Origin of the sequence: Allorhodopirellula solitaria (assembly GCF_007859855.1) — a bacterium.
Taxonomy (GTDB): domain Bacteria; phylum Planctomycetota; class Planctomycetia; order Pirellulales; family Pirellulaceae; genus Rhodopirellula; species Rhodopirellula solitaria.
This window is the reverse complement of record NZ_SJPK01000031.1, coordinates 1-18,498: the sequence shown is the minus strand read 5'-3', so window position 1 is coordinate 18,498 and position 18,498 is coordinate 1. Positions and strand designations below refer to the sequence as shown.

General features: G+C 56.3%; 20 protein-coding genes and 1 tRNA gene. 9 read left to right on the top strand and 12 right to left on the bottom strand.

Translation table 11 applies throughout. The annotated features are described in order from the left end of the window. The first annotated feature begins 11 nt into the window (after positions 1 to 11). The 4 genes from CA85_RS23685 (at position 12) to CA85_RS25255 (ending at position 3,755) form a co-directional block, all read left to right on the top strand. On the top strand, positions 12 to 1,499 hold the full coding sequence (locus tag CA85_RS23685; protein WP_146394032.1) for a PLP-dependent aminotransferase family protein: 1,488 nt from the start codon (positions 12 to 14) through the stop codon (positions 1,497 to 1,499). Between the two features lie 88 nt (positions 1,500 to 1,587). Next, a tRNA-Pro gene (locus tag CA85_RS23680) sits at positions 1,588 to 1,661 on the top strand. Positions 1,662 to 1,866: 205 nt separating this feature from the next. After that, on the top strand, positions 1,867 to 2,913 hold the full coding sequence (locus CA85_RS23675; protein ID WP_186775181.1) for a tyrosine-type recombinase/integrase: 1,047 nt from the start codon (positions 1,867 to 1,869) through the stop codon (positions 2,911 to 2,913). Positions 2,914 to 3,584: 671 nt separating this feature from the next. Continuing rightward, positions 3,585 to 3,755 carry a hypothetical protein gene (locus CA85_RS25255; protein ID WP_186775179.1) on the top strand — a complete coding sequence of 57 codons (171 nt, stop codon included), beginning with the start codon at positions 3,585 to 3,587 and terminating at the stop codon, positions 3,753 to 3,755. Between the two features lie 354 nt (positions 3,756 to 4,109). Here CA85_RS25255 and CA85_RS23670 read toward each other — a convergent pair whose 3' ends face one another. The 4 genes from CA85_RS23670 to CA85_RS23660 form a co-directional block, all read right to left on the bottom strand. After that, positions 4,110 to 4,415: a helix-turn-helix domain-containing protein gene (locus CA85_RS23670; RefSeq protein ID WP_146394028.1), complete on the bottom strand. Its 306-nt coding sequence runs from the start codon at positions 4,413 to 4,415 to the stop codon at positions 4,110 to 4,112. After that, positions 4,405 to 4,578, bottom strand: a complete 174-nt coding sequence (locus CA85_RS25250) for a hypothetical protein (protein ID WP_186775178.1) — start codon at positions 4,576 to 4,578, stop codon at positions 4,405 to 4,407. Before CA85_RS25250 ends, CA85_RS23670 begins: the two co-directional genes overlap by 11 nt. Beyond that, entirely contained in the window at positions 4,575 to 4,958 is a 384-nt protein-coding gene (locus CA85_RS23665) for a DUF3310 domain-containing protein (protein WP_146394026.1), read from the bottom strand. Before CA85_RS23665 ends, CA85_RS25250 begins: the two co-directional genes overlap by 4 nt. Before the next feature lie 166 nt (positions 4,959 to 5,124). Continuing rightward, a complete protein-coding gene (locus CA85_RS23660) occupies positions 5,125 to 5,739 on the bottom strand; it encodes a primase-helicase zinc-binding domain-containing protein (RefSeq protein WP_186775177.1) in 615 nt (204 codons plus the stop codon). Positions 5,740 to 5,979: 240 nt separating this feature from the next. Here CA85_RS23660 and CA85_RS23655 point away from each other — a divergent pair, with 240 nt between their 5' ends. The 3 genes from CA85_RS23655 (at position 5,980) to CA85_RS23645 (ending at position 8,695) form a co-directional block, all read left to right on the top strand. Then, the gene (locus CA85_RS23655; protein WP_186775176.1) at positions 5,980 to 6,390 is read left to right on the top strand and encodes a hypothetical protein; all 411 of its coding nucleotides are present in this window, start codon (positions 5,980 to 5,982) and stop codon (positions 6,388 to 6,390) included. A gap of 457 nt (positions 6,391 to 6,847) precedes the next feature. Then, the gene (locus tag CA85_RS23650; protein ID WP_146394022.1) at positions 6,848 to 7,165 is read left to right on the top strand and encodes a hypothetical protein; all 318 of its coding nucleotides are present in this window, start codon (positions 6,848 to 6,850) and stop codon (positions 7,163 to 7,165) included. Positions 7,166 to 7,270: 105 nt separating this feature from the next. Continuing rightward, positions 7,271 to 8,695: a heparinase II/III domain-containing protein gene (locus tag CA85_RS23645; RefSeq protein ID WP_146394020.1), complete on the top strand. Its 1,425-nt coding sequence runs from the start codon at positions 7,271 to 7,273 to the stop codon at positions 8,693 to 8,695. A 608-nt stretch (positions 8,696 to 9,303) separates the two neighbouring features. On the opposite strand, the gene CA85_RS23640 is transcribed toward CA85_RS23645, so the two are convergent. Next, positions 9,304 to 9,684 carry a hypothetical protein gene (locus CA85_RS23640; RefSeq protein ID WP_186775175.1) on the bottom strand — a complete coding sequence of 127 codons (381 nt, stop codon included), beginning with the start codon at positions 9,682 to 9,684 and terminating at the stop codon, positions 9,304 to 9,306. Here CA85_RS23640 and CA85_RS23635 point away from each other — a divergent pair. After that, on the top strand, positions 9,654 to 10,166 hold the full coding sequence (locus CA85_RS23635; protein ID WP_315852736.1) for an Rrf2 family transcriptional regulator: 513 nt from the start codon (positions 9,654 to 9,656) through the stop codon (positions 10,164 to 10,166). The genes CA85_RS23640 and CA85_RS23635 overlap by 31 nt on opposite strands. Then, positions 10,159 to 10,854: a class I SAM-dependent methyltransferase gene (locus tag CA85_RS23630; protein WP_246113100.1), complete on the top strand. Its 696-nt coding sequence runs from the start codon at positions 10,159 to 10,161 to the stop codon at positions 10,852 to 10,854. The genes CA85_RS23635 and CA85_RS23630 overlap by 8 nt, the downstream gene beginning before the upstream one ends. 253 nt (positions 10,855 to 11,107) lie before the next feature. Here CA85_RS23630 and CA85_RS23625 read toward each other — a convergent pair whose 3' ends face one another. The 7 genes from CA85_RS23625 to CA85_RS23595 all read right to left on the bottom strand — a co-directional run bounded on the left by CA85_RS23625 (position 11,108) and on the right by CA85_RS23595 (position 17,381). Then, positions 11,108 to 11,965 (bottom strand): pirin family protein, encoded by an 858-nt coding sequence (locus tag CA85_RS23625; protein WP_146394016.1) that lies wholly within the window; start codon positions 11,963 to 11,965, stop codon positions 11,108 to 11,110. A gap of 215 nt (positions 11,966 to 12,180) precedes the next feature. Continuing rightward, positions 12,181 to 12,849 carry an isochorismatase family protein gene (locus tag CA85_RS23620; RefSeq protein ID WP_146394014.1) on the bottom strand — a complete coding sequence of 223 codons (669 nt, stop codon included), beginning with the start codon at positions 12,847 to 12,849 and terminating at the stop codon, positions 12,181 to 12,183. A 597-nt stretch (positions 12,850 to 13,446) separates the two neighbouring features. After that, positions 13,447 to 14,028: a DsrE family protein gene (locus CA85_RS23615; RefSeq protein ID WP_146394013.1), complete on the bottom strand. Its 582-nt coding sequence runs from the start codon at positions 14,026 to 14,028 to the stop codon at positions 13,447 to 13,449. Between the two features lie 114 nt (positions 14,029 to 14,142). Further along, positions 14,143 to 14,649, bottom strand: coding sequence for a cysteine dioxygenase (locus CA85_RS23610; protein ID WP_146394011.1), 507 nt, complete (start codon positions 14,647 to 14,649; stop codon positions 14,143 to 14,145). Positions 14,650 to 14,658: 9 nt separating this feature from the next. Next, positions 14,659 to 15,312, bottom strand: coding sequence for a DUF6691 family protein (locus CA85_RS23605; RefSeq protein ID WP_146394009.1), 654 nt, complete (start codon positions 15,310 to 15,312; stop codon positions 14,659 to 14,661). A gap of 20 nt (positions 15,313 to 15,332) precedes the next feature. After that, positions 15,333 to 15,929, bottom strand: a complete 597-nt coding sequence (locus tag CA85_RS23600) for a YeeE/YedE thiosulfate transporter family protein (RefSeq protein ID WP_146394007.1) — start codon at positions 15,927 to 15,929, stop codon at positions 15,333 to 15,335. A gap of 51 nt (positions 15,930 to 15,980) precedes the next feature. Continuing rightward, the gene (locus CA85_RS23595; RefSeq protein WP_146394005.1) at positions 15,981 to 17,381 is read right to left on the bottom strand and encodes an MBL fold metallo-hydrolase; all 1,401 of its coding nucleotides are present in this window, start codon (positions 17,379 to 17,381) and stop codon (positions 15,981 to 15,983) included. Positions 17,382 to 18,498: the final 1,117 nt, after the last annotated feature.

The window sequence follows — 18,498 nt, the reverse complement described above, 5'->3', positions numbered from 1 at the left end:
CCACTACCATCATGGCACTGCCTCCCTGGACCGTTGACCTTCTCCGTCGTGGCGTCGCTGACCTCGCCCGTCAAGCAACCGACCATGAGGCAGCCACGGCACTCAAAGAGCAAGCAGGTAAGCTCGTCGATGAGCTGCCGAAAGCCGCCCGCGAAAAAGTCGATATGCTGTTACGACAGGCTGAATCGAAAACGCAGCCGATCAAAGATGCCTGGCAAAATGCAGCATGGTGGATGGGCGGCCCCATTTCGTTAGCACCGACACGGATTATCAACGGAACCGGCCTGCTCCTGGACCAACGGGGCAGCGGAGTGGGGATCCCGGCCGAAGCGCTCGCCGCTGCCATCCCGCATCTGGCCGGCGACGCTGCCCGCGATCCGGAACTCTCCGCTCGGCTGTGTGACGAAATCGCCTCAACGATCGCTCGCCGCTGCGAATCCGACTCGTCCCGCCGCCGCCCACTCGGTGCCATCGTCACCCCATCACTCGACGCTTCGCTCTCGCTCGTCGCTGACCTCGGTGGACGAAGGCAGCGTCTGTGGGTCCCCCGCAGTTCCGCCTTCCCCGTCGACTCGGTCGATGGCGGATCGGAACAGCTGCTCGTTGATCGACTACGACACTTTGCACATGGCTCCGTCCTCGAATTCGGGCATGCCTCCAACCAAGAGGACTGGCCCAGCGATCAGCTCGTCCACGGCGGCAGTCAACATCACCGCGGTAAGAGCCATCGCCCAGACCCTAGCTCGCAAACTCGCCAGAACATACTCGTCCGCTGGGCTCCCTCACCCTTGGCCAAACGCAGTGACGATGACCGGTACCGTGATTGGATCGAAGTCGCAGTGTTGCCGCTGGGCAGTCTCTTCCCAATCGATGGCCTGGATATCGTCAGCAGTGTCGCTGACCAGCTCGATCGATGCGCTGACCTGGTCGTGCTCGACGGCGGAGTCTTGGCCGGGATCCCAGAACTCAGCGTAATGGTGGGGAGTCCGGAAGTGATCCAGCAGTTGCACGCCTGCCCACGGCACGAGTTAGTCAACGCGTCGAAAGCAATGACCGCGATCGTGGCCACGTCTGTCGTCGTCCAAGCCAAGAGCACCAGCCCGGTGGGCCAGTTGCTAGATATTTCGCAGGAGAATTTGCACGACCGGGCCCAGCGCCTCGCCACCCAGCTCGCTGGCTGCGATTGGGTGAGCGCCACCCGAATCACCGAAACAGCTGCTGGCCTCGGAATGCCCGCGAACCTGCAAGCACCGCAACCCTCACCCGTCAACAGCAACACCGAACAATCAGCAGCCGCGCCGCCTGCCGATCGCATTCCCTCGCGGCAAGTCGTTTTGACGATCGACGCCGCTCGGAATGCCGATTCGATCGCGGCGGAATTAGCCAACGGATCCACCAGCCTCCTCTGCCGCAACGTCAACGGCGAACTGGTGATCGACCTCCGCTGGATCTCACCCGAGCAGCAGTCCCAAATCAGCGTATTGGCCAACGACGTCTAAACCACCCGCCCCGGCAACACGCCAACAACGATCACCGACAGAACGCTTGACGAATCCCCACTCAATTGCAACCATAGCCCACCACCATCGGGGCGTGGCTCAGCCTGGTAGAGCGCTGCGTTCGGGACGCAGAGGTCGCAAGTTCAAATCTTGTCGCCCCGATTGACGAAAATGCCGTTATTTGCGGCGTTTTTTTATTTCCAGGTTTCTTGAAATTGGCTGGACAGACGGTCTTTGTCACGGTTTTGTCACCAATCTGCCAGTGGACGCCCTCGAGCAGGGAGCTAGCATCGTTGTGACCAAACGTGTCACATCGATGCATCAGGATCGACGTTTGGGACTTGATTCACTCAAACGGTGCGGATTCATGCGAAAGCCATTCTTTATCAAAGCTCGGAAAGCCTGGTATCTCGATACTCCAGGAAATGATGGGAAGCTCCAGCGAATAATGCTCGGTAAGAGCAAGAAAGCAGCCTACGAGGAGTGGGAGCGGCTCAAGCAGCAGGCGTCAACGGAATGGGACGGCGACGCTCTGACCATCGACGATCTGATCTGTCGTTATCTCGAAGCCTTTGAGAATGATGTCGATAATGGGCGACGGGGAAAGTCTACGCTGGATGCGCTGACTGGTACGCTGACCTTGTTTTCCGCTTTCGCGGGCGATGGCATGTTGGCCAAGGACTTGGTGAAGCACCACCTTACTCGATGGCTTTCCTCGATGCCGGGTTGGAATGCGACTACCCAGCATCACGCTGTGGAGCGAGTCAAACGTGCTTTCAACTGGGCAGTCAATGAAGGTCTGCTGCGAGAAAACCCGATCGCAAAGGTCCGTGTTGATAAGGGAAGCGGCCGAGACCACGTCGCTTCCTCGACAGAATTCGCAATGCTGATGAACGGGTACAAGAGCCGTCGCCGAAGAGACAACGCATTCCGAACAATCTTGATCGCGCTGCGATTGTCTGCTTGTCGGCCAGGTGAGATTCCCAATGTCGATCTCAAAAATGTCCGGGATGATCGATGGACTCTGCCGAAACATAAAACGATGCGACAGAAGAAACGGCCCCGCGTAGTTTACCTCTCGCCGTGTCTGCACACACTGTCGAGAATCGCGAAAGGCAACCGAACGGAAGGTCCGCTTTTCCTGTCGCCGATGGGCAAAGCCTGGGACTACCAGGACATGAGGCGACGTTTTCATCGACTTCGTGAGCGGACAGGTGTTTCGAGTAGCTTCGTCATGTATACCTTTCGCCACACCTGGATCACGGATGCCTTGGTCGCGGGAATCGACGTGGCGACGGTCGCGGAGATGGCCGGAACGTCAATCCAGATGATCGATCGACACTACGGGCATCTGTCGAAGCACAAAGATCATATGATTCAAGCAGCGTCTACGGTGATTCAATCGCGAGCCTGATCCAATGGGTATCGACGAGCAAGTGTCTTCCAGCACCCCCAAACACCCAACGCTGGCATGACTGATATTCACAGAAAGGAATTCATGAACCCAGTGAATTCATCAACAGCCCTGACAGCATTGCCAATTTTGGGATTGATTTTATCTGATGGCAAGCGTAAAACAGTTCCGCCGAGACATCTTGAGGGGAAGCGAAAAAATTTTTGATTTTCGCTTCCCCTCAGTCTTTACAGATGCGACCAATGTCTTATAATTCGTTGGTTCGATTAGAACGTGGAGTTCACGACCACAAAGGATGTCTCGGCAACAACATCTCTTTTGGCCCTCTGCCAACGAATAAATCGAACTCCAGCTGTGCGGCGGGAATACGTCAGCGACGTTGTACGTGAAGCATCATCCATCCTTCGGATGGATCCGACTGCATCCACTCAAGACGGAACTGCCTATCTTCTTCTGCGCAGCTAACATTGATCCGTTCGCGATTTTGCGAGTGTATCAATTGAGAGAATTCGTCATTGCCTTTTAGCAACGCGTCAACGGCTGCAAGTTCGTAACCGAGTACGAAACATTCCTGCGGGGACTGTCCGTCGAGTTGGTGATCGTCGATATCGAATGATCGAATTAGGCCAAAGTCGGCCATTTTTTTAACTCGTTATGTGAAGGATACAGAGATGTCTCGATCTCCACTTGGAACTCGTGTGCAAACAGGTAGCGTCTGCCCCGAGAGTGGAGTGTGGAAAGTTGTTGGCACGCCATCAACGACCGCACCAATCGCCAGAGGGAATCGCATGCCTCCGTATGGGGGCAAGGCGGTTTACTGGGAACTGATTCAGTACGCGTAACAGCGTGCCCATCGGCAGTCGCTGGCTTTTCCAGGAGCAAAAGCGACAAACCGAACTTGATCAATCTTATGGCCAAGACGACTGTTAGGTCGCCTTGGCCTTTTTCGTATGACTACATCTTATTCGGAGGCAACGTGAGATTCAAGGGAATCTACATTTAGTTGAAGTGAAGAGGGAAGGCACTACATGTAGTTCGTTCTTGGCAGGTAGTTGACAGCAAATTGGACCTGCCTGAACTCGACTGAAGTAAGATATTTGCCTGAAAGAGTTACTTCTGGATGCCGAGCAAAGCTGTGTAGTACCAAGACGCTAACCGATCGTTCGCGTCTTGGTACCATCGTCCGAGATGAGCCGCTAGACTGTTCCTCTCGTCTCATGTCCCTTCCTTCGCTTGGCGATGATCGCTTCGTATTTCGATAGCTTTCGACCTGACGTCTTGCGTGGACGTTTTATGACGGGTCGCGACGGTCGCTTGATCGCTGTGTTCGCTCGTAGCAAGAACGCGTCGAGCCACTCAACGAGGAAGCGGTAGTCTCCACGCCCAACCCGGCGGTGCTCCAGTTGGCCTTCTCTCGCAAATCGCCGGATCGATGAAGATGAGTATTTCAAGTACTCAGCGGCTTCCTCTGCGGTCATCCAGGGTGTGGTTCTAGTCGGCATCGCTCACCTCACTCGTTTCCGGTTTCGGGTCCGTTTGCGACTCCAGCACGCTCCAGATACCGACGCCGTCGACTTTCACGGCGCCGCAGTTGGCGCAGACGGTCCGGCGTTTTCGTTCGTCGCGATATCTTTCGCTGTGACTGCATCCAGTGTTGCTATTCACTTCTTCGCCTCCTTCGCTTCGCGTTTTCGTTTCTTGATCTCCCGTTTGAGATACCAGCGGGCTTTCTTCAGATCCTCGATCGAGTCGCCTTTCAAGCCTTCACGCCAACAGTATTTGATTGCGTTGCCGATGTTGAAGGTGAAGTGTTCACACACCTGGATGGCTTCGATCCCGCTCGGGTGCGAGGTGTAGTGCGGAGGATGATTGACGGGATCGGGTGGGGTGAAGTAGTGAGCTCGGTTGCACGAAATGCAATTCGCTGCCCCATTGCCTTTCTTGTACTCCTCGAACCCGAATTCAAATCTGAACTTGTTTCCACCGCATTGCGAGCATGACTTGATATGCAATCCGCCACCTCGACTTCGATCTTCTGACGCCATTGGAGGTTTCCAGTTGGCGCTTTCTTCAGCTTTATACGATCCGCAATCTTTACAGATAATCGACCTGGATTGATCGCTGCGGTAGGTGTTTGAGTGCAAACATCTCCCAATCATATCGCCACCTCGGCTTCGATCTTCGGGTGATGGTCGTTCATCTTTCAATCTTTCAATCTTTCAGTTTTAGGGTTTTGACTTTGAGCCATTCGGTTTCTTTGGTCTTCGGGTCATACAACGGCAACTTGCCACCGAATGCCTCGTACATGGTCCATCCGATCGGTTCGCCGGAATCGCTGGTCAGCGGCATGGCGATGACCGTGTGTCGTTTGCGATACTTCGCGATGCGAGGTTTCGCTTTCTTGATCGCCTCAAGTGACAGCCGCTTTTGCCAGCACCAAAACGAGAGCGTTTGCTCGTTATCGGGCTGGAGCTCGATGTTTCGAAACGGATCGAGCTTGGTGTCTTTCGATAGTGATTTTCGGTTAGTCGTGGACGGCTTGACGCCCAGGAATTCGGCGACTTGCTTGATCGCTTCGGCGAACCCGCAGCCGGTCATTTCCATGATCACCGCAAGCCCGTCGCCCATTTTGCCGCACTGGTTGCAGATCGCGCCGCCGTGGTTGTTCAGGTTCGTGAATCGCCAGCGGTCGGTACCTCCGCATTTGCGACACGGGCCGTGGCGATTTGATAGGTAGTCGTCGTCAATGCCAGCGACTCGGTTAAGGATCGCTGGCCAGTAGCCAACAGCAGCCGATTTGACGTCGTCGAGTTCGTATCGGCTCAATGCTGGCCTCCTTGCTAAATGCATGTCGTGGAACGAAATGGAACGCTAGAGATTGGCACCGATACTGGAGCCATCGACCCAGCCGCGGATCCAGTCAGACTATTGATCGTCGGTCAGACTCGACGGGCAGGCTTCCAGCGGTTGTTCGTCGATCGACGCCTCGTAACCGGCTTGCCACGAGAGCCAGAGGGACACAGCATCTTCCCGAGCTGTTTGGCTTGGCCTGGGTGAGGGAGTAGGTTGAATTTGACACGTGCGGGAAATTTTCTGAAAGTTGCGAACTGGGCGACGATCCGATCTCTGGAAGGAACATTCGACCACCGGAAGGTCCGGGTCGAGGTGGATTTGCAGCAGTTCACAGCCTTTTTCGGCGTCGATCTGCCGGCGTTTTCCATTCTCTCAAGTCACTTCCATTTAATGCTTCGATCTCGGCCTGACGTGGTCGCGACGTGGACGGATGAGGAAGTGGCGCGGCGGTGGCTGATGTTGTGCCCGCATCGCCGCAAAGCGGACGGATCGCCCATGGCTCCGACCCAACCTGAGATCCAATCCATCGCAGGGTGTCCCATCAAGTGGAAAGAAAACCGCAAACGGCTGAGTAGTTTCGGTTGGTGGATGTGGTTGTTGTGCCAGCGTGGCAGGACGTCCTGAATGTGTCGACTCCATGCGCTGCCATCGCATACATCGTCGCTATCATCTCTGCCGCCGCGCCCGCGAGGTGCTGACCACTGATTAGCGGCTCTCACTCTTCTTCCCATGCCATGATCGGCGACAGGGGCCGAAATGGAAACGGTGTGCACTGACAGCTAGGCAAAACACTGATTTGAACGCCCCCCCTTCTGCCGAAGCCCTGAAAGCTCACCGACTCGTTCGACAGCTGCCGATGATTCAGCGAAGCCAGTATTGGGTCGATCGAAGAAGTGCTCTGTCCCTATGCTCTCTAGAGGGACGAAGGCGGTCCCAGAAAGAGTATTGTCGTCGGAGATAGCGACTCCCCCTCGTCGGCCCTCCAACTCCAACAAGTTGGTATAATCGGCTCCGTGGGGCCTTCCCCCGCTCGGTGATGGCATCCAACGATCCCTGCTTTGGAAGGACGGTTGATTTCGCAATGGCAACGATTCGCCCCATTCATTTTGTCGTCCTCATTCTCGCTGTTTTCTGGCAGGGCACGGCAAGCGGCGGCGATGGCATTCTCGACACGCTGGCTCCTGATCACCCGCGCCTCATTCTCACCGAGGATGCTCTACAATATCGAAAGGCACAGGCCCAGACCGACGAGGTTCTTCAGGGCTTCGTACGTGCCGCCATTCGCCGGGCGGACGACTGTCTTGACGATCCGAAGCTCGAGTATCGTAAACGGGGTCCGAGACTCTTGCACATCAGCAAGGCATGCGTCGATCGGATTTACGAGCTTGGCATCGCCTGACGTTGGACGGGAAAGAAGAAATACGCGGAGAAGATTCGCGAAACGCTGCTGACCGTTTGTGGTTTTCCCGACTGGAACCCCAGCCATTTTCTCGACACGGCAGAGATGTCCCATGCCGTCGGAGTTGGCTACGACTGGATCTATCACGAACTGGACGAGCCGACCCGCGAACACATTCGCCAAGCGCTTGTAGAATTGGGACTCAAACCGGGCATCGAGCGTCACAAGAGCGGCTACCATCATTTCACCTACGCCTACAACTGGAACCAGGTCTGCAACGGCGGCCTGTTGATCGGCGCCTTGGCGGTTGCGGAGTCGGAGCCCGAGACTTCGCAGTTTCTTGTCGGCAAGGCCCTCGAGCACTTGCCGACAGCATTAGGTTCCTACGCGCCGGACGGTGTTTGGGCCGAGGGCATCGGCTATTGGAACTACGCCACGCGTTACACCGCGTTGAGTAGTAGCGCCTTGGAGACGGCGCTCGGGTCGGACTTTGGGCTTTCAGAAATGCCTGGACTCGCTCAAACCGGCTACGTCCCCATCTTCTCCGCTGGTCCTACCGGACTCTACTTCAGCTACGCCGACGCAGGCGACTTCAAGAAACGTCGCTCAGCGTCCTGCATGTTCTGGCTCGCTCGGACCTATGGGAACTCGCACTTCTCGGACTCGGAGCACACGCTCATCGACGCCGACGACGTCGATCCCTTTCACATCGTCTGGTACGTTCCGCCCTCCGGTCAGGAGCCGGCAACTTGGGACCGGGACCGTCTGTTGCGCGGCGAAGTCGACACCGCTCTGCTCCGCAGCAGTTGGAACGACCCGAATGCACTGTTCGTCGGGATAAAGGCAGGCGACAACCAGGCGCATCACGGCCATCTGGACTTGGGGAATTTCGAGCTCGACGCCTTGGGCGTTCGCTGGGCGAGAGATCTCGGGGCGGACAATTATAACCTGCCGGGCTACTGGGAATATCGCGAAGGCGGTCGACGTTGGAACTACTACCGGCTGAACTCGTTGAGTCACAACGTTCCGATTTTGGGTGGGGAGAACCAGAACGCCAATGCGGTCGCTCAACTCACCCGTTTCGAATCACGGGACGACCTTCCCTTTGCCCAGGTAGATCTTACCGAGGCGTACGCCGGTTACGCCGACAAGGTCCTGCGCGGCGTGGCAATGGTCGAAAACCGGCGTGCGGTTCTGATCCAGGATGAGTTTGACATCAAAACTTCCTGCGAAATCCTCTGGGGCATGACCACCGACGCCAAGATTGCTCTTGAATCGCCCGACGTCGCACGGCTGAGTCTCGAAGGAAAAGAGCTCATTGCTCGCGTCGTATCGCCTGCGAATGCGAAGTTCACGATCGAGTCAGCGGAGCAGTCGCCTCCGCAGAAGCGAAATCGAGGCGTCCGGCGTCTGGTGGTCCGCCTACCCGAGGCCGAGGGCAAAGTGACTGTCGGTATCCTCCTATCGCCCGAGTGGCAAGACGGAGTTACGGTGAGCGATACGGCTCTCGAATCTCTGAGGGCATGGTAACTCATCGGTAGCAACACCGATGCGACGTTGCCGGTTTCTCTGATCGCTTGCCGCCGCTTAGCCCCGCGCGAGCCGCATGACGTCCGGATCGTCGCGGGGGCCGCGCAATCGCTAGGCCCGCTTTGACTCGCTCACCTGCGCTGCTGAGATCACGAGGGATTTCGTCAGGCCAAAACCGAATGGGAGCTTCTCCGAGGGCTAGCGAGAGGCTCGCTAAGAAGCTTGGTAGTGTGTTGTTTCACGTTTGCGCAACTTTGGTTCCCGCTGATGCATCGGACCGAGCCCGAAGGGCCACGCATCAGACGTTGTGTCGCCTTTCGGGCTGGCAGTTCATTGGCGCGGCTTGCCGTTGGCTGACGCCAACCGGCAGGGGATGTGTCGGCCTCCGGCCTGAGACGCGGAACAATTGCGACCGCCACAAAATTGGTCACAACGCCAACCCTTTGGTCCAACCGGGCGTATCGTGGGTTTCGCCGCGGGGAGCCGAGTCTGCGAAATTTTCGAGACATGGCAGTGGTGTGCGAACCGTTTCGTCACGCTTATACAATCGGTGATAGCATCCAAGCACCGGGAGAAGCGGAAGCGAGCGCCGCTGGGCAGCAACTCACCTAGGAATATTTCGGTCGCGCGTGAGCCGAAAGGTGACTTCGGCTGACGGCGGATGTGTCGGCCGTCTGCGTTTGCTCTGCGACCGCATCGCTCATTTCGGACGCCTCCGCCTTGCCTCTGAAATCCAACACGCTGGAATCACCCACGACAAATCCGGATAAACCAGAACAAGTCTGTCTCGCAGCACCCAGGAACAACCACAGCTGTAGCTGACCGAGTGATTCCTGGCGGCACTGTTGCTGCTTGAGACCATCGAGAGATTCTTGCTCGGCCCGCTGCTCGCAAGCATCGAGGCCGCGTTCGATCTCAGGCTTTTCTTTTGGATCTTCGCTGGGCCGCCATCTCCACGATGAAGTCCCCGTTGACACTCGCCACTTCATGCAATACCGTAAGTTGCATGAGACGCGATAGCAAACTTTCCGGCATGCTTCACATCCTGCTCCACCTCGCTGAGCGTGATGGGCCTGTGACGTCCGAGGACCTCGCAAAGATGATGAACACCAATCCGGTGGTGGTCCGTCGAATCATGTCGGGACTCCGAAAGCGCGGGTATGTCCAATCAGAAAAAGGACATGGTGGCGGATGGTCGCTGTCATGTGATCTGAGCAAGGTGACGTTGCGGGATATCTACACAGCAGTCGGCAGCCCTTCCCTGCTAGCAATCGGTAATCGCACCGAATCGCCGGAATGCCTTGTGGAACAAGCAGTCAATGCGGCACTCCAACAAACTTTCGACGAGGCCGAAGAACTTCTGCTCACCCGGCTCGGCGATGTAACCCTTGCTGAGTTGAGTGCCGACTGCTGTGCCCGTAAAGTTGCTCGTGGCCGTATAAACCAATCCAAAGGGGATGCTCATGAATGAGGACAAATGCTTCGCCGACGCTGCGTTCTCGGACATCGAGGTAGTCGCACGTTACACCGAGGGGCCGCGACGAGTCGTGCCGGGATTTCTAGACATGCAACGGATGGCGAGCTTGCTCTTGGCAGAGCGAGTCCCCGAAAATGGTCGCGTGCTCGTAGTCGGGGCAGGCGGCGGATTGGAACTGAAAGCTTTCGCAGAGGCTCAGCCCAGCTGGTCTTTTGACGGAGTTGATCCGTCCGCAGAGATGCTGACGTTAGCCGAACAAACCATGGGGCCAGTTGCGTCACGCGTTCACTTGCACCACGGCTTCATCGACGTCGCCCCTGACGGCCCATTCGATGCAGCAACTTGCATCCTGACGATGCACTTTGTCGGACCGGAAGAACGCCGACGAATGGCGAGCGAAATTCGCAGACGTCTGAAACCCGGCGCGCCATTCGTTGTTGCTCATCTGAGCGTTCCGCAAAACGATGAAGAACGTACTGTCTGGCTGTCGCGGTACGCAGCCTTCGCAGTTAGCTCCGGTGTCGAATCCGAAAAAGCGATGAAAGCTCGCGACACAGTTGACTCGCAGCTATCGATCCTCACTCCCGGAGAGGACGAGACAATCTTGCAAGAGGCAGGATTTTCAAACGTCAGTCTATTCTACGTCGGTTTCGCTTTTCGTGGCTGGGTGGCTTACGCCTAACCCGCATCGACGAGATCAGCATGTCGATCCGGGTGAACACGATGCCCATGAATGCCAGCGATTGGAGCGATGGGATAAAAGCATTCCACACGCCGCCACGAGAATTGAGTGGCAACTGCGTGGCGCAAAACTTCGTGAATTCGATCTCGATACGCCTGCGTTTGAACGGCCGGCAACGACCATAAAACAATCAGGCAGGTTCAGCGCAATTGGGCACGGAGGACACCCGTGCGTGAGAAGCCAGTATCGGTGCTCAGCTCAGGTGCCCCATCTTTCCCTGCTGGTATTCTTGCATCGCTTGCTGGATTTCCTCCCGCGTGTTCATTACGAACGGGCCTTGGCCGGCGACTGGCTCACCAATGGGTGCGCCGGTTAAGGCGAGAATTCGGCATGTCGACTCGGATTCGATCTTGACGGAACTTCCGTCGCGTTCGAACTGGATCAATTCGACAGCCTGGGCGGTTTCGCCATTGATCGTCGCGCTGCCCTTCTGAACGATCAACACGCAGGTATGACCATCGGGCACTTCGATCTCAGTCTTGCTCTGAGCGACCAACTCCAGATCCCACGTATTGATTGCAGTGAACGTGCTAGCCGGCCCGGTTTGTCCCAGATACTCACCAGCAATCACGCGTACGGTGCCAGCGTCCTCGGGCAACGAGACCCGAGGGAATTGATCGTCACGCAGGTCTTGATACTTCGGCGATGAACTCTTGTCCTTGGCGGGAAGATTGACCCAGAGCTGGACCATTTCCAGCATCCCGCCTGCTTCGGCAAATCGCCGGCTATGGAACTCTTCGTGGACGATTCCCGAGGCAGCGGTCATCCACTGAACATCGCCGGCACCGATCGTTCCATGACCACCACTGGAATCGCCGTGTTCCAACTCTCCTTGGTACAGGATCGTTACGGTTTCAAAGCCCTTGTGCGGGTGCTCGCCGACACCTCGCTTAGCTTGGTCGGGACCAAATTCGTGCGGCCCCGCATAGTCGAGCAGTAGGAACGGATCAAACTCATTGCCACCACTGTAGGAAAACAGACTTCGGACTGGGAAACCGTCCCCAACCCAATGCTGAGGAATGTCGCGTACGATTCGTTTGATCTTCTTCACGATTTTTTTCCTGTGCTATCCGCCAAATTTGGAAACCTAAAACCCTCATGGACCTGACAAATTCCAGCGAGCGAGAAGTTGTCCGGTCCGATTCATACGATGGCCGCCTAAGCCAACTTGCAAATGGCTGCGATTCATACTCCAGCGACGGTTCGGTCCTGTGAACGAGCAGAAAACAACTGATGATGGCCCGAAGTGCGAGTTGCACCGCCTTCTTACTGAAACTTGTCCATCATTGTCTCCGGTCCATCTTTGACGACCGCTTGCGCCTTGTCATAACTTTCCATCAGACACTTGTAAGTGGGCACGATGTGTTCTGCGATGATTTCGCCGAACTTCGAACCCTCCGCCCGGTTCCACGTTCGCATCAACTCAGCAACCATTGCAAACGTATCCATCGGTATCGCCCCCGCCTGGGTGACACGTGCGATCGTGATGTCGGTAGCCATCTTGCTCCAGTTGCCCGACGCATCAACAACGCAGTAGGCTTTGTAGCCCGCGTCAATTGCGCTCACCGCAGGGAACGCCATGCAGACACTCGTCAGCGTTCCTGCAATCACCACTGTCTTACGACCGGTCTTTTCGATTGCTTCAACGAATGGTGGATTGTCCCATGCATTGATCTGGCCGGTTCGCGGAATGAACTGAGCGTGCGGTGCATACTGATGAATCTCGGGGATCAGCGGTCCATTGGGTCCATCTGGTACAGACGCGGTAGTCAGCACGGGGATATCGAGCAGCGTTGCCGTTTTAGCGAGAGCAATCGCGTAGTTTCGCAGGTCCGGGACGGGAACGTCCTGAACAGTGTTGAACAACCCGCTCTGATGGTCGATGAGTAACATGACCACATCGTCCGGGTCGATCATTCCATTTGTTGATGCCATCCTCGGTCTCCTTTGTAGTTGCCAATTCCCAAACCTTACAAGCGATGAACGGCCCGACTCTGGAACGACGAGGTCATGCACCGTTGAACGACTTGACTTTTACGCCGAATAGGTACAGCATGCAAGTATGGGCACAAACGTTAGTAGTTACCGTTTGGTTACTTAGGCAGTCACGATAGTCAAGCGGTATGAAGAACCCACGGCTAGCGCCAAATGGCACTTACTTTAGTTTTCGAAGCGGTCTTGGTAACCCGACGCGTGAGCGAGGATGATCTGTTTACCACGCAAAGCACTGCATTTTCCTCGCTGACGCATCGGGTTACCAACCTAGCCATGCCCCAAAAGAGGCCAAAGTAAGTGGCATTCGGCTAGCGCCGTCGGCTCACTAAGTCCACGCTATTCGAGCCGAACTCTGCACCTCTGCAGAGCTCGGCTCCGTTTCTCCCGCCAGTGCCAGTCTAACACTGATAATCACATCCCACAAATAGAACCTTGGATACTGGAGCCATGCCTTGAAAACCTCGGGTGCACGCTTCCGTCGGATGAGCCATCTTTTCTGTGGTGGACGAGGCAACGAGCTGTAGATCTCCCGCGTTCCTAATGGAAGGGGATGTACGCATACCCTTCCATTTGCTTATTGATGTTCACCGTGGCAGCGGACACGGCGGTGGTCACCGGTTTTGCTAATTCGTCGATCGCGTAACCGTGGTGAGCCAAGGCCTGGGCACAAACGTAGATTTCGACGCCATGCTTCTTGAGGTCTTCGAGCAGCGCTCGATTCGGATTCTTCTCGGTCCCCAGCGAGCGTGCATAGGGGTTGGAGTGCTTCACATAGGCCTCGTCGCCCAGAGCCGCTTTGGTGGCCGAGCCGTGCAGGATCAGTGCCATTTGGAACCCGTTGTCGGTCCCCGCGGATGCTTGAGTGTATTGGTTCAGTATCAAAGCAGCTCGATCAAAGCCCTTGAGGACGCCTCCCGATAGATCGTCTGAGGTGATGTCAAGCAGCACCTTCGAGTTCTTCTTCGGCTGTTGAGATGCATCGGGGACTGCCACAATCCCACCATGGCCCTTGATAAGGGGATACTGGAACTCGGGCTCTCCGGTCGGGTCTGAAGATTGAGCTTGAGCACTCGCAGTGGCTGCGAGCAAAGCGAATGCAAACATGATGGCGCGCGTCATTTCTAATCCTCCAAAGGTAACAATTCGTAGTGAACTGGCGTTCTATGCCCAGCGACTCAGCAACACAATTTCTGTCGTAGTGCACATGGCAGGCCGATTTGTGGCATGCTTCATTCATTCATGACGCTGTCTTACTGCCAGCGGTTGCAGCGGTGGCGAATAAAGGTGGAGCGTTGCCAGCTTTGTCTCGCCGGACTGAGCATTGCCGCACCGGTGAATCTCCCCGTCGCTGCGGCATTGTATTTCGCCAACGCCAAGATCGGCTTTTCTGGTTCCTCTCAAGGCATCCGGCGTATCAAACACATAATCGATATTGGTGAACACGCCGTCGAGTACGAGGACGCAGCATGCGCTACCCTGATGGTCGTGTATGCTGCTGAACTGTCCGCTACGCCAGCCAATGATGTTGACCTCGAAACAAGACGATTCGTAGATCGTTCGATACGAGAATTGGCGAAGACCGAAGGTGAGGTACTTTCGCCACTGGAGGGCGGGGAGGCGCAGCCGAGAAGCAAGTCCTCGAAGCTCCTCGATCTTCAGTGCGTGGTTCGTCGTCGCTAAAACTGTACAGAGTTCATCGATCGTGGCGATGGGTTCGGGGTGAGCATCTCTCGTATTCATCTCGTTATTTCAGTACCCTATCAACTCGAGAATCACGAGTACGGCAACCAACGTCGGAACCGCGAGGATGATAAACAGTTCTTGTGAGATCCGGAGTAACTCTGGAATCGTGAGTTTTCCTCGGACGCCCCAACGCGTGATCGTGCCACTGCTAAACCTTGAGCTGAGTGCATAGACGTAGGACCCGAAAAGCAGCCCAACTACGCCCACGAGAGCATCGAGATTGCCTTGGCCGACGGCGGCGGCGTTCGTACCCGGGCAGTACGCAAGTAGGCCGAAACCAACACCGAAGATCAGCCCGCCCAATATATTGGCGCCGTAGTTCGTCTCATTGATCTGGCGTTCCACCACGCCCATTCGGCGCAGGAGATAGCTTCCAATCATGCCGACGATGATCGCTGAGAGCATCACCTTCACCACGATGAAGTTCTCTAATAGGAGTACGCCAACAAGGATATCGAACTTCGCCACCCCGCCCTTCTGCAGCAAAAAGCCAAAGACTAATCCGAAAAACAAGCCTGCGACTAACTTGCCCGGAGAGGCTTCCAGCCAATCCCAGGACTGCGGATCATCGTGCTCCAAACCAGTCTTTGGCGTCGGTCCCGGCAGATCGTCACGCGCGTCTTCAACTTGGGGCGACGATGAATTGATGGCGTTATCCATTTCGTTCTCCTTCGAGAGGCTCAAAAGCGATATATCAACATGGCCGCCACGATGCCGCCGATAAAGAAACAGATCACGGCGATCCAAGAGCTGACAGCGAGTTGTAATGTGCCGCTGATCCCATGCCCGCTTGTACAACCGCCGGCCATCCGCGCTCCGTACGCCATCAACGCTCCGCCAAGGAGTGCCACCAAGGTCCGTAGCAAGCCGCTGTCCGCACCGAAACGGACAACCCACATTTCCTGGAGGTATGTCCCGGTCAGTTCACCACCGCTCCATGCCGCGAGAAACGAACCCAGGACGGCGCCGAGGACGATGGTCAACGTCCAGCCGATCATCGGCTTGTTTTCCTGGTAGTAAGGCAGTGACGCAATGTGTTTCGGCGCCACAAGTCGGCCGATCATCCCGGCAACGTCGGAATAGGCGCTCGAGGCACCGATCTTTTTGCCAGCCAACGCGAGTGTCGTGAGCACTAATATTCCGATCAGAGCCCCCACGACGTAAGGCGACCAGGCGGGTTCGGAATACGGGTACGGCGATGGCAGTTCAGCCGCTGCTCGAACAACGGTCGCTGGCCAGCACAGGAATGTCGCCAGGAGAGTTGCTTTGTATTTCATAGTGTTCTTCCTTCGTGAGGTGGCCTCGCGTTGCCTATTTCGGCATCGATTTTAGCTTACCACGGTAAAGCCGGCATTCTTCCATCCCTGCATACTGCCTGGGACGTTGTAGACCTTCTTGAAACCAGCTCGCTTCATGAGGCTCGCGGCGATGCTGGCTCGGTAGCCACTGCCGCAGTAAACCGCGACGGGCTCGTCGGGATCGAGACCGAGGTCTCCATCAATTCCATCGCGCATTTCGGCAACAAACTTGTGTTTTGCACCACTGATTCGCCCGCTTTCGAACTCGCTGGGTGAGCGCACATCGAGGATTTGGAACTTGCTCTTCTCCTCAGACAACTGGTGGACGGGCGCCTGTGGCAAGGTTGCCAGAGGCAGGCCTTTGTTCCCCCACGCTTTCATACCGCCAGCGAGATAACCGGCGAAGTCTGTGAGCCCCACGTAAGCAAAGTGCCAGACGATCCAATCAAGCTGCGCCTCGTCTTCCACGACGAGCAAAATCGGTTTCTCGTGAGCAAGCATGTCCCCCGCCCAAACCGATAGTTCGGGCCGGTCGCCGATATTGATTGCGCCCTCGATGTGCCCACCACCGAACGCAAGCATTTGCCGCGTGTCCACAAGCTGCGATTCGCCACGCCCGACCGCTTTTTGGAATTCTTCAGGCGGCAGACCCGCGATGGTGGGAGCGATCCCAATCAGCGGCGGACCGTCAGCGTTGATCTTCTTAAGGATGGGATAATGCTGTGGCACCGGCGGAGCGCCCCGATTCACAAACGTCTCGAACGCCTCGAATTCTTCATATTGCAGGAAATCGTTCGTCCGCCGCTCGTAACCGATCGTGCTCATCGGTCGCTCGCCGATATCCGCCCCGCAGGCTGAACCCGCACCATGGCACGGGTAAATGAGAACACCATCGTCCAATTTCAGATAGTAATCACGCAGCGTATGGAAGAGTTGTTTCGTGAGCTCCTCAGTCTGCTCCTGGCCGAGCAGATCAGGGCGTCCGGCAGAACTGACGAACAGCGAATCACCGGTCAACACGCCCCAGGGATCGTCACCGCGGTCTTTCTCGGCAAGCTCGTAGGCCAGGTGCTCCGGTGTGTGACCGGGCGTGTGGCGTGCGGTCAGGACAACCGATCCAAACGGAAAGCGATCGCCATCGTGGATCTTTTGCACCGGAAATTCGTACTCCGCATCGCCCTCGCCGCTAACGAAGATCTCAGCCGACCCCAGTCGCCGCTCCAGCTCACGAGCGCCGCTCATGAAATCCGCATGGATATGAGTTTCGAAGACATGAGTGATCGCCACGCCGTGTTTACGGCTCAACTCAAGGTAAATCTCGACGTCTGGTCGAGGGTCGATCACTGCGGCAGTCTGACTACCATCATCGCCGATGAGATACGATAACTGAGCAATCCCTTCGGTCTGGACGCTTTCGAATACCAACGTCATTGCGAAACTCCTGAACTGAGCGAGAGCGTGGGACCTTGGACGCCGCGGCCATCAACTGCCGCGGCCCGGTCCGCCTAACGCCCACCAATGCCAGCAAACCCCGTACCGACGCCCCCGGCACTGAGAGGGTCGAGCGAGTAGCAGCTGTCGGGCCGCCGGCGTGTGCCCTTCGTCACCCCAGCAGGTTAGCAACGCGTGATCAATACGTGGCGAATTAGCGACAGCTTTTCTATAGTGGACGAGGCGACGAGCTGGTCATTCCCCACAACACCGGATCCCCTGTCAGCTTGTGTCGATACCGCGGTTCTCTAATTGTCGTATCCGGTGGTGTTCGCTTACGCTCAAACCACCGGCTATTTTCTGCTATCCCTGACGGGATACTTCTGGATATTGAACAGCTCGCTGGTTCGTCCAATACGACACTTATTCCTCCCCCGTTCCTAACTGAGCCGAAACGCGTCGGCGGCCGGATGGGCGGCGCTGCCCGGGGCCGTACGGCGAATGGCACTTACTTCAGTTTGCGAATCGGTCTTGGTAATCCGACGCGGGAGCGAGGGTGATCTATTGACCACGCCAAGCACTGCATTTTCCGGCTCATCCGACGGACGCGTGCGCCCGAGGTTTTCAAGGCATGGCTCCCGTATCGAAGGATTTATTTGTGGGATGTGATTATCAATGTTAGACTGGCACTGCCGGGAGAAACGGAGCCGAGCTCTGCAGAGGTGCGGGCTTGGCAAGGGATATCTCGGTCGCCAGCGTTTCCCTGCAAAAGCGGTACGCCAATGGTGTTGTCGGTCCCTGGCGAGAGTTTGTTCGTCAGGGACGCATTTTTGACCGATCATTGGATACGAGAGCCATGCCTGGTATGTCCCCAAGTTAGCCTAAAAAACTACCAGGGGCGCATTCTGAGTGCTTTCATTGAAGGAATTCACTTCCCTTCAATCAAGGAACTCCGATATGGCAATCGCCACCAAGAAACGTTCGTCAAAATCGTCAAAATCCAATCAGGCCCGTTACATCGGCAAGCCAGCTGGGGTGATTCAGCAGCGAGTCGAGGCGGTCGGTCCCTCTCACTTTGGTGTCGTTTCGGTCGACTGCGCCAAACGCAGATCCAAGT

Coding starts and splice junctions, on each gene's coding strand:
- CA85_RS23685 (WP_146394032.1), top strand. CDS start 12: ATGGCACTGCCTCCCTGGACCGTTGACCTTCTCCGTCGTGGCGTCGCT.
- CA85_RS23675 (WP_186775181.1), top strand. CDS start 1,867: ATGCGAAAGCCATTCTTTATCAAAGCTCGGAAAGCCTGGTATCTCGAT.
- CA85_RS25255 (WP_186775179.1), top strand. CDS start 3,585: ATGTCTCGATCTCCACTTGGAACTCGTGTGCAAACAGGTAGCGTCTGC.
- CA85_RS23670 (WP_146394028.1), bottom strand. CDS start 4,415: ATGCCGACTAGAACCACACCCTGGATGACCGCAGAGGAAGCCGCTGAG.
- CA85_RS23665 (WP_146394026.1), bottom strand. CDS start 4,958: ATGGCGTCAGAAGATCGAAGTCGAGGTGGCGGATTGCATATCAAGTCA.
- CA85_RS23650 (WP_146394022.1), top strand. CDS start 6,848: ATGGCAACGATTCGCCCCATTCATTTTGTCGTCCTCATTCTCGCTGTT.
- CA85_RS23645 (WP_146394020.1), top strand. CDS start 7,271: ATGTCCCATGCCGTCGGAGTTGGCTACGACTGGATCTATCACGAACTG.
- CA85_RS23635 (WP_315852736.1), top strand. CDS start 9,654: ATGAAGTCCCCGTTGACACTCGCCACTTCATGCAATACCGTAAGTTGC.
- CA85_RS23640 (WP_186775175.1), bottom strand. CDS start 9,684: ATGAAGTGGCGAGTGTCAACGGGGACTTCATCGTGGAGATGGCGGCCC.
- CA85_RS23630 (WP_246113100.1), top strand. CDS start 10,159: ATGAATGAGGACAAATGCTTCGCCGACGCTGCGTTCTCGGACATCGAG.
- CA85_RS23620 (WP_146394014.1), bottom strand. CDS start 12,849: ATGGCATCAACAAATGGAATGATCGACCCGGACGATGTGGTCATGTTA.
- CA85_RS23615 (WP_146394013.1), bottom strand. CDS start 14,028: ATGACGCGCGCCATCATGTTTGCATTCGCTTTGCTCGCAGCCACTGCG.
- CA85_RS23610 (WP_146394011.1), bottom strand. CDS start 14,649: ATGAATACGAGAGATGCTCACCCCGAACCCATCGCCACGATCGATGAA.
- CA85_RS23605 (WP_146394009.1), bottom strand. CDS start 15,312: ATGGATAACGCCATCAATTCATCGTCGCCCCAAGTTGAAGACGCGCGT.
- CA85_RS23600 (WP_146394007.1), bottom strand. CDS start 15,929: ATGAAATACAAAGCAACTCTCCTGGCGACATTCCTGTGCTGGCCAGCG.
- CA85_RS23595 (WP_146394005.1), bottom strand. CDS start 17,381: ATGACGTTGGTATTCGAAAGCGTCCAGACCGAAGGGATTGCTCAGTTA.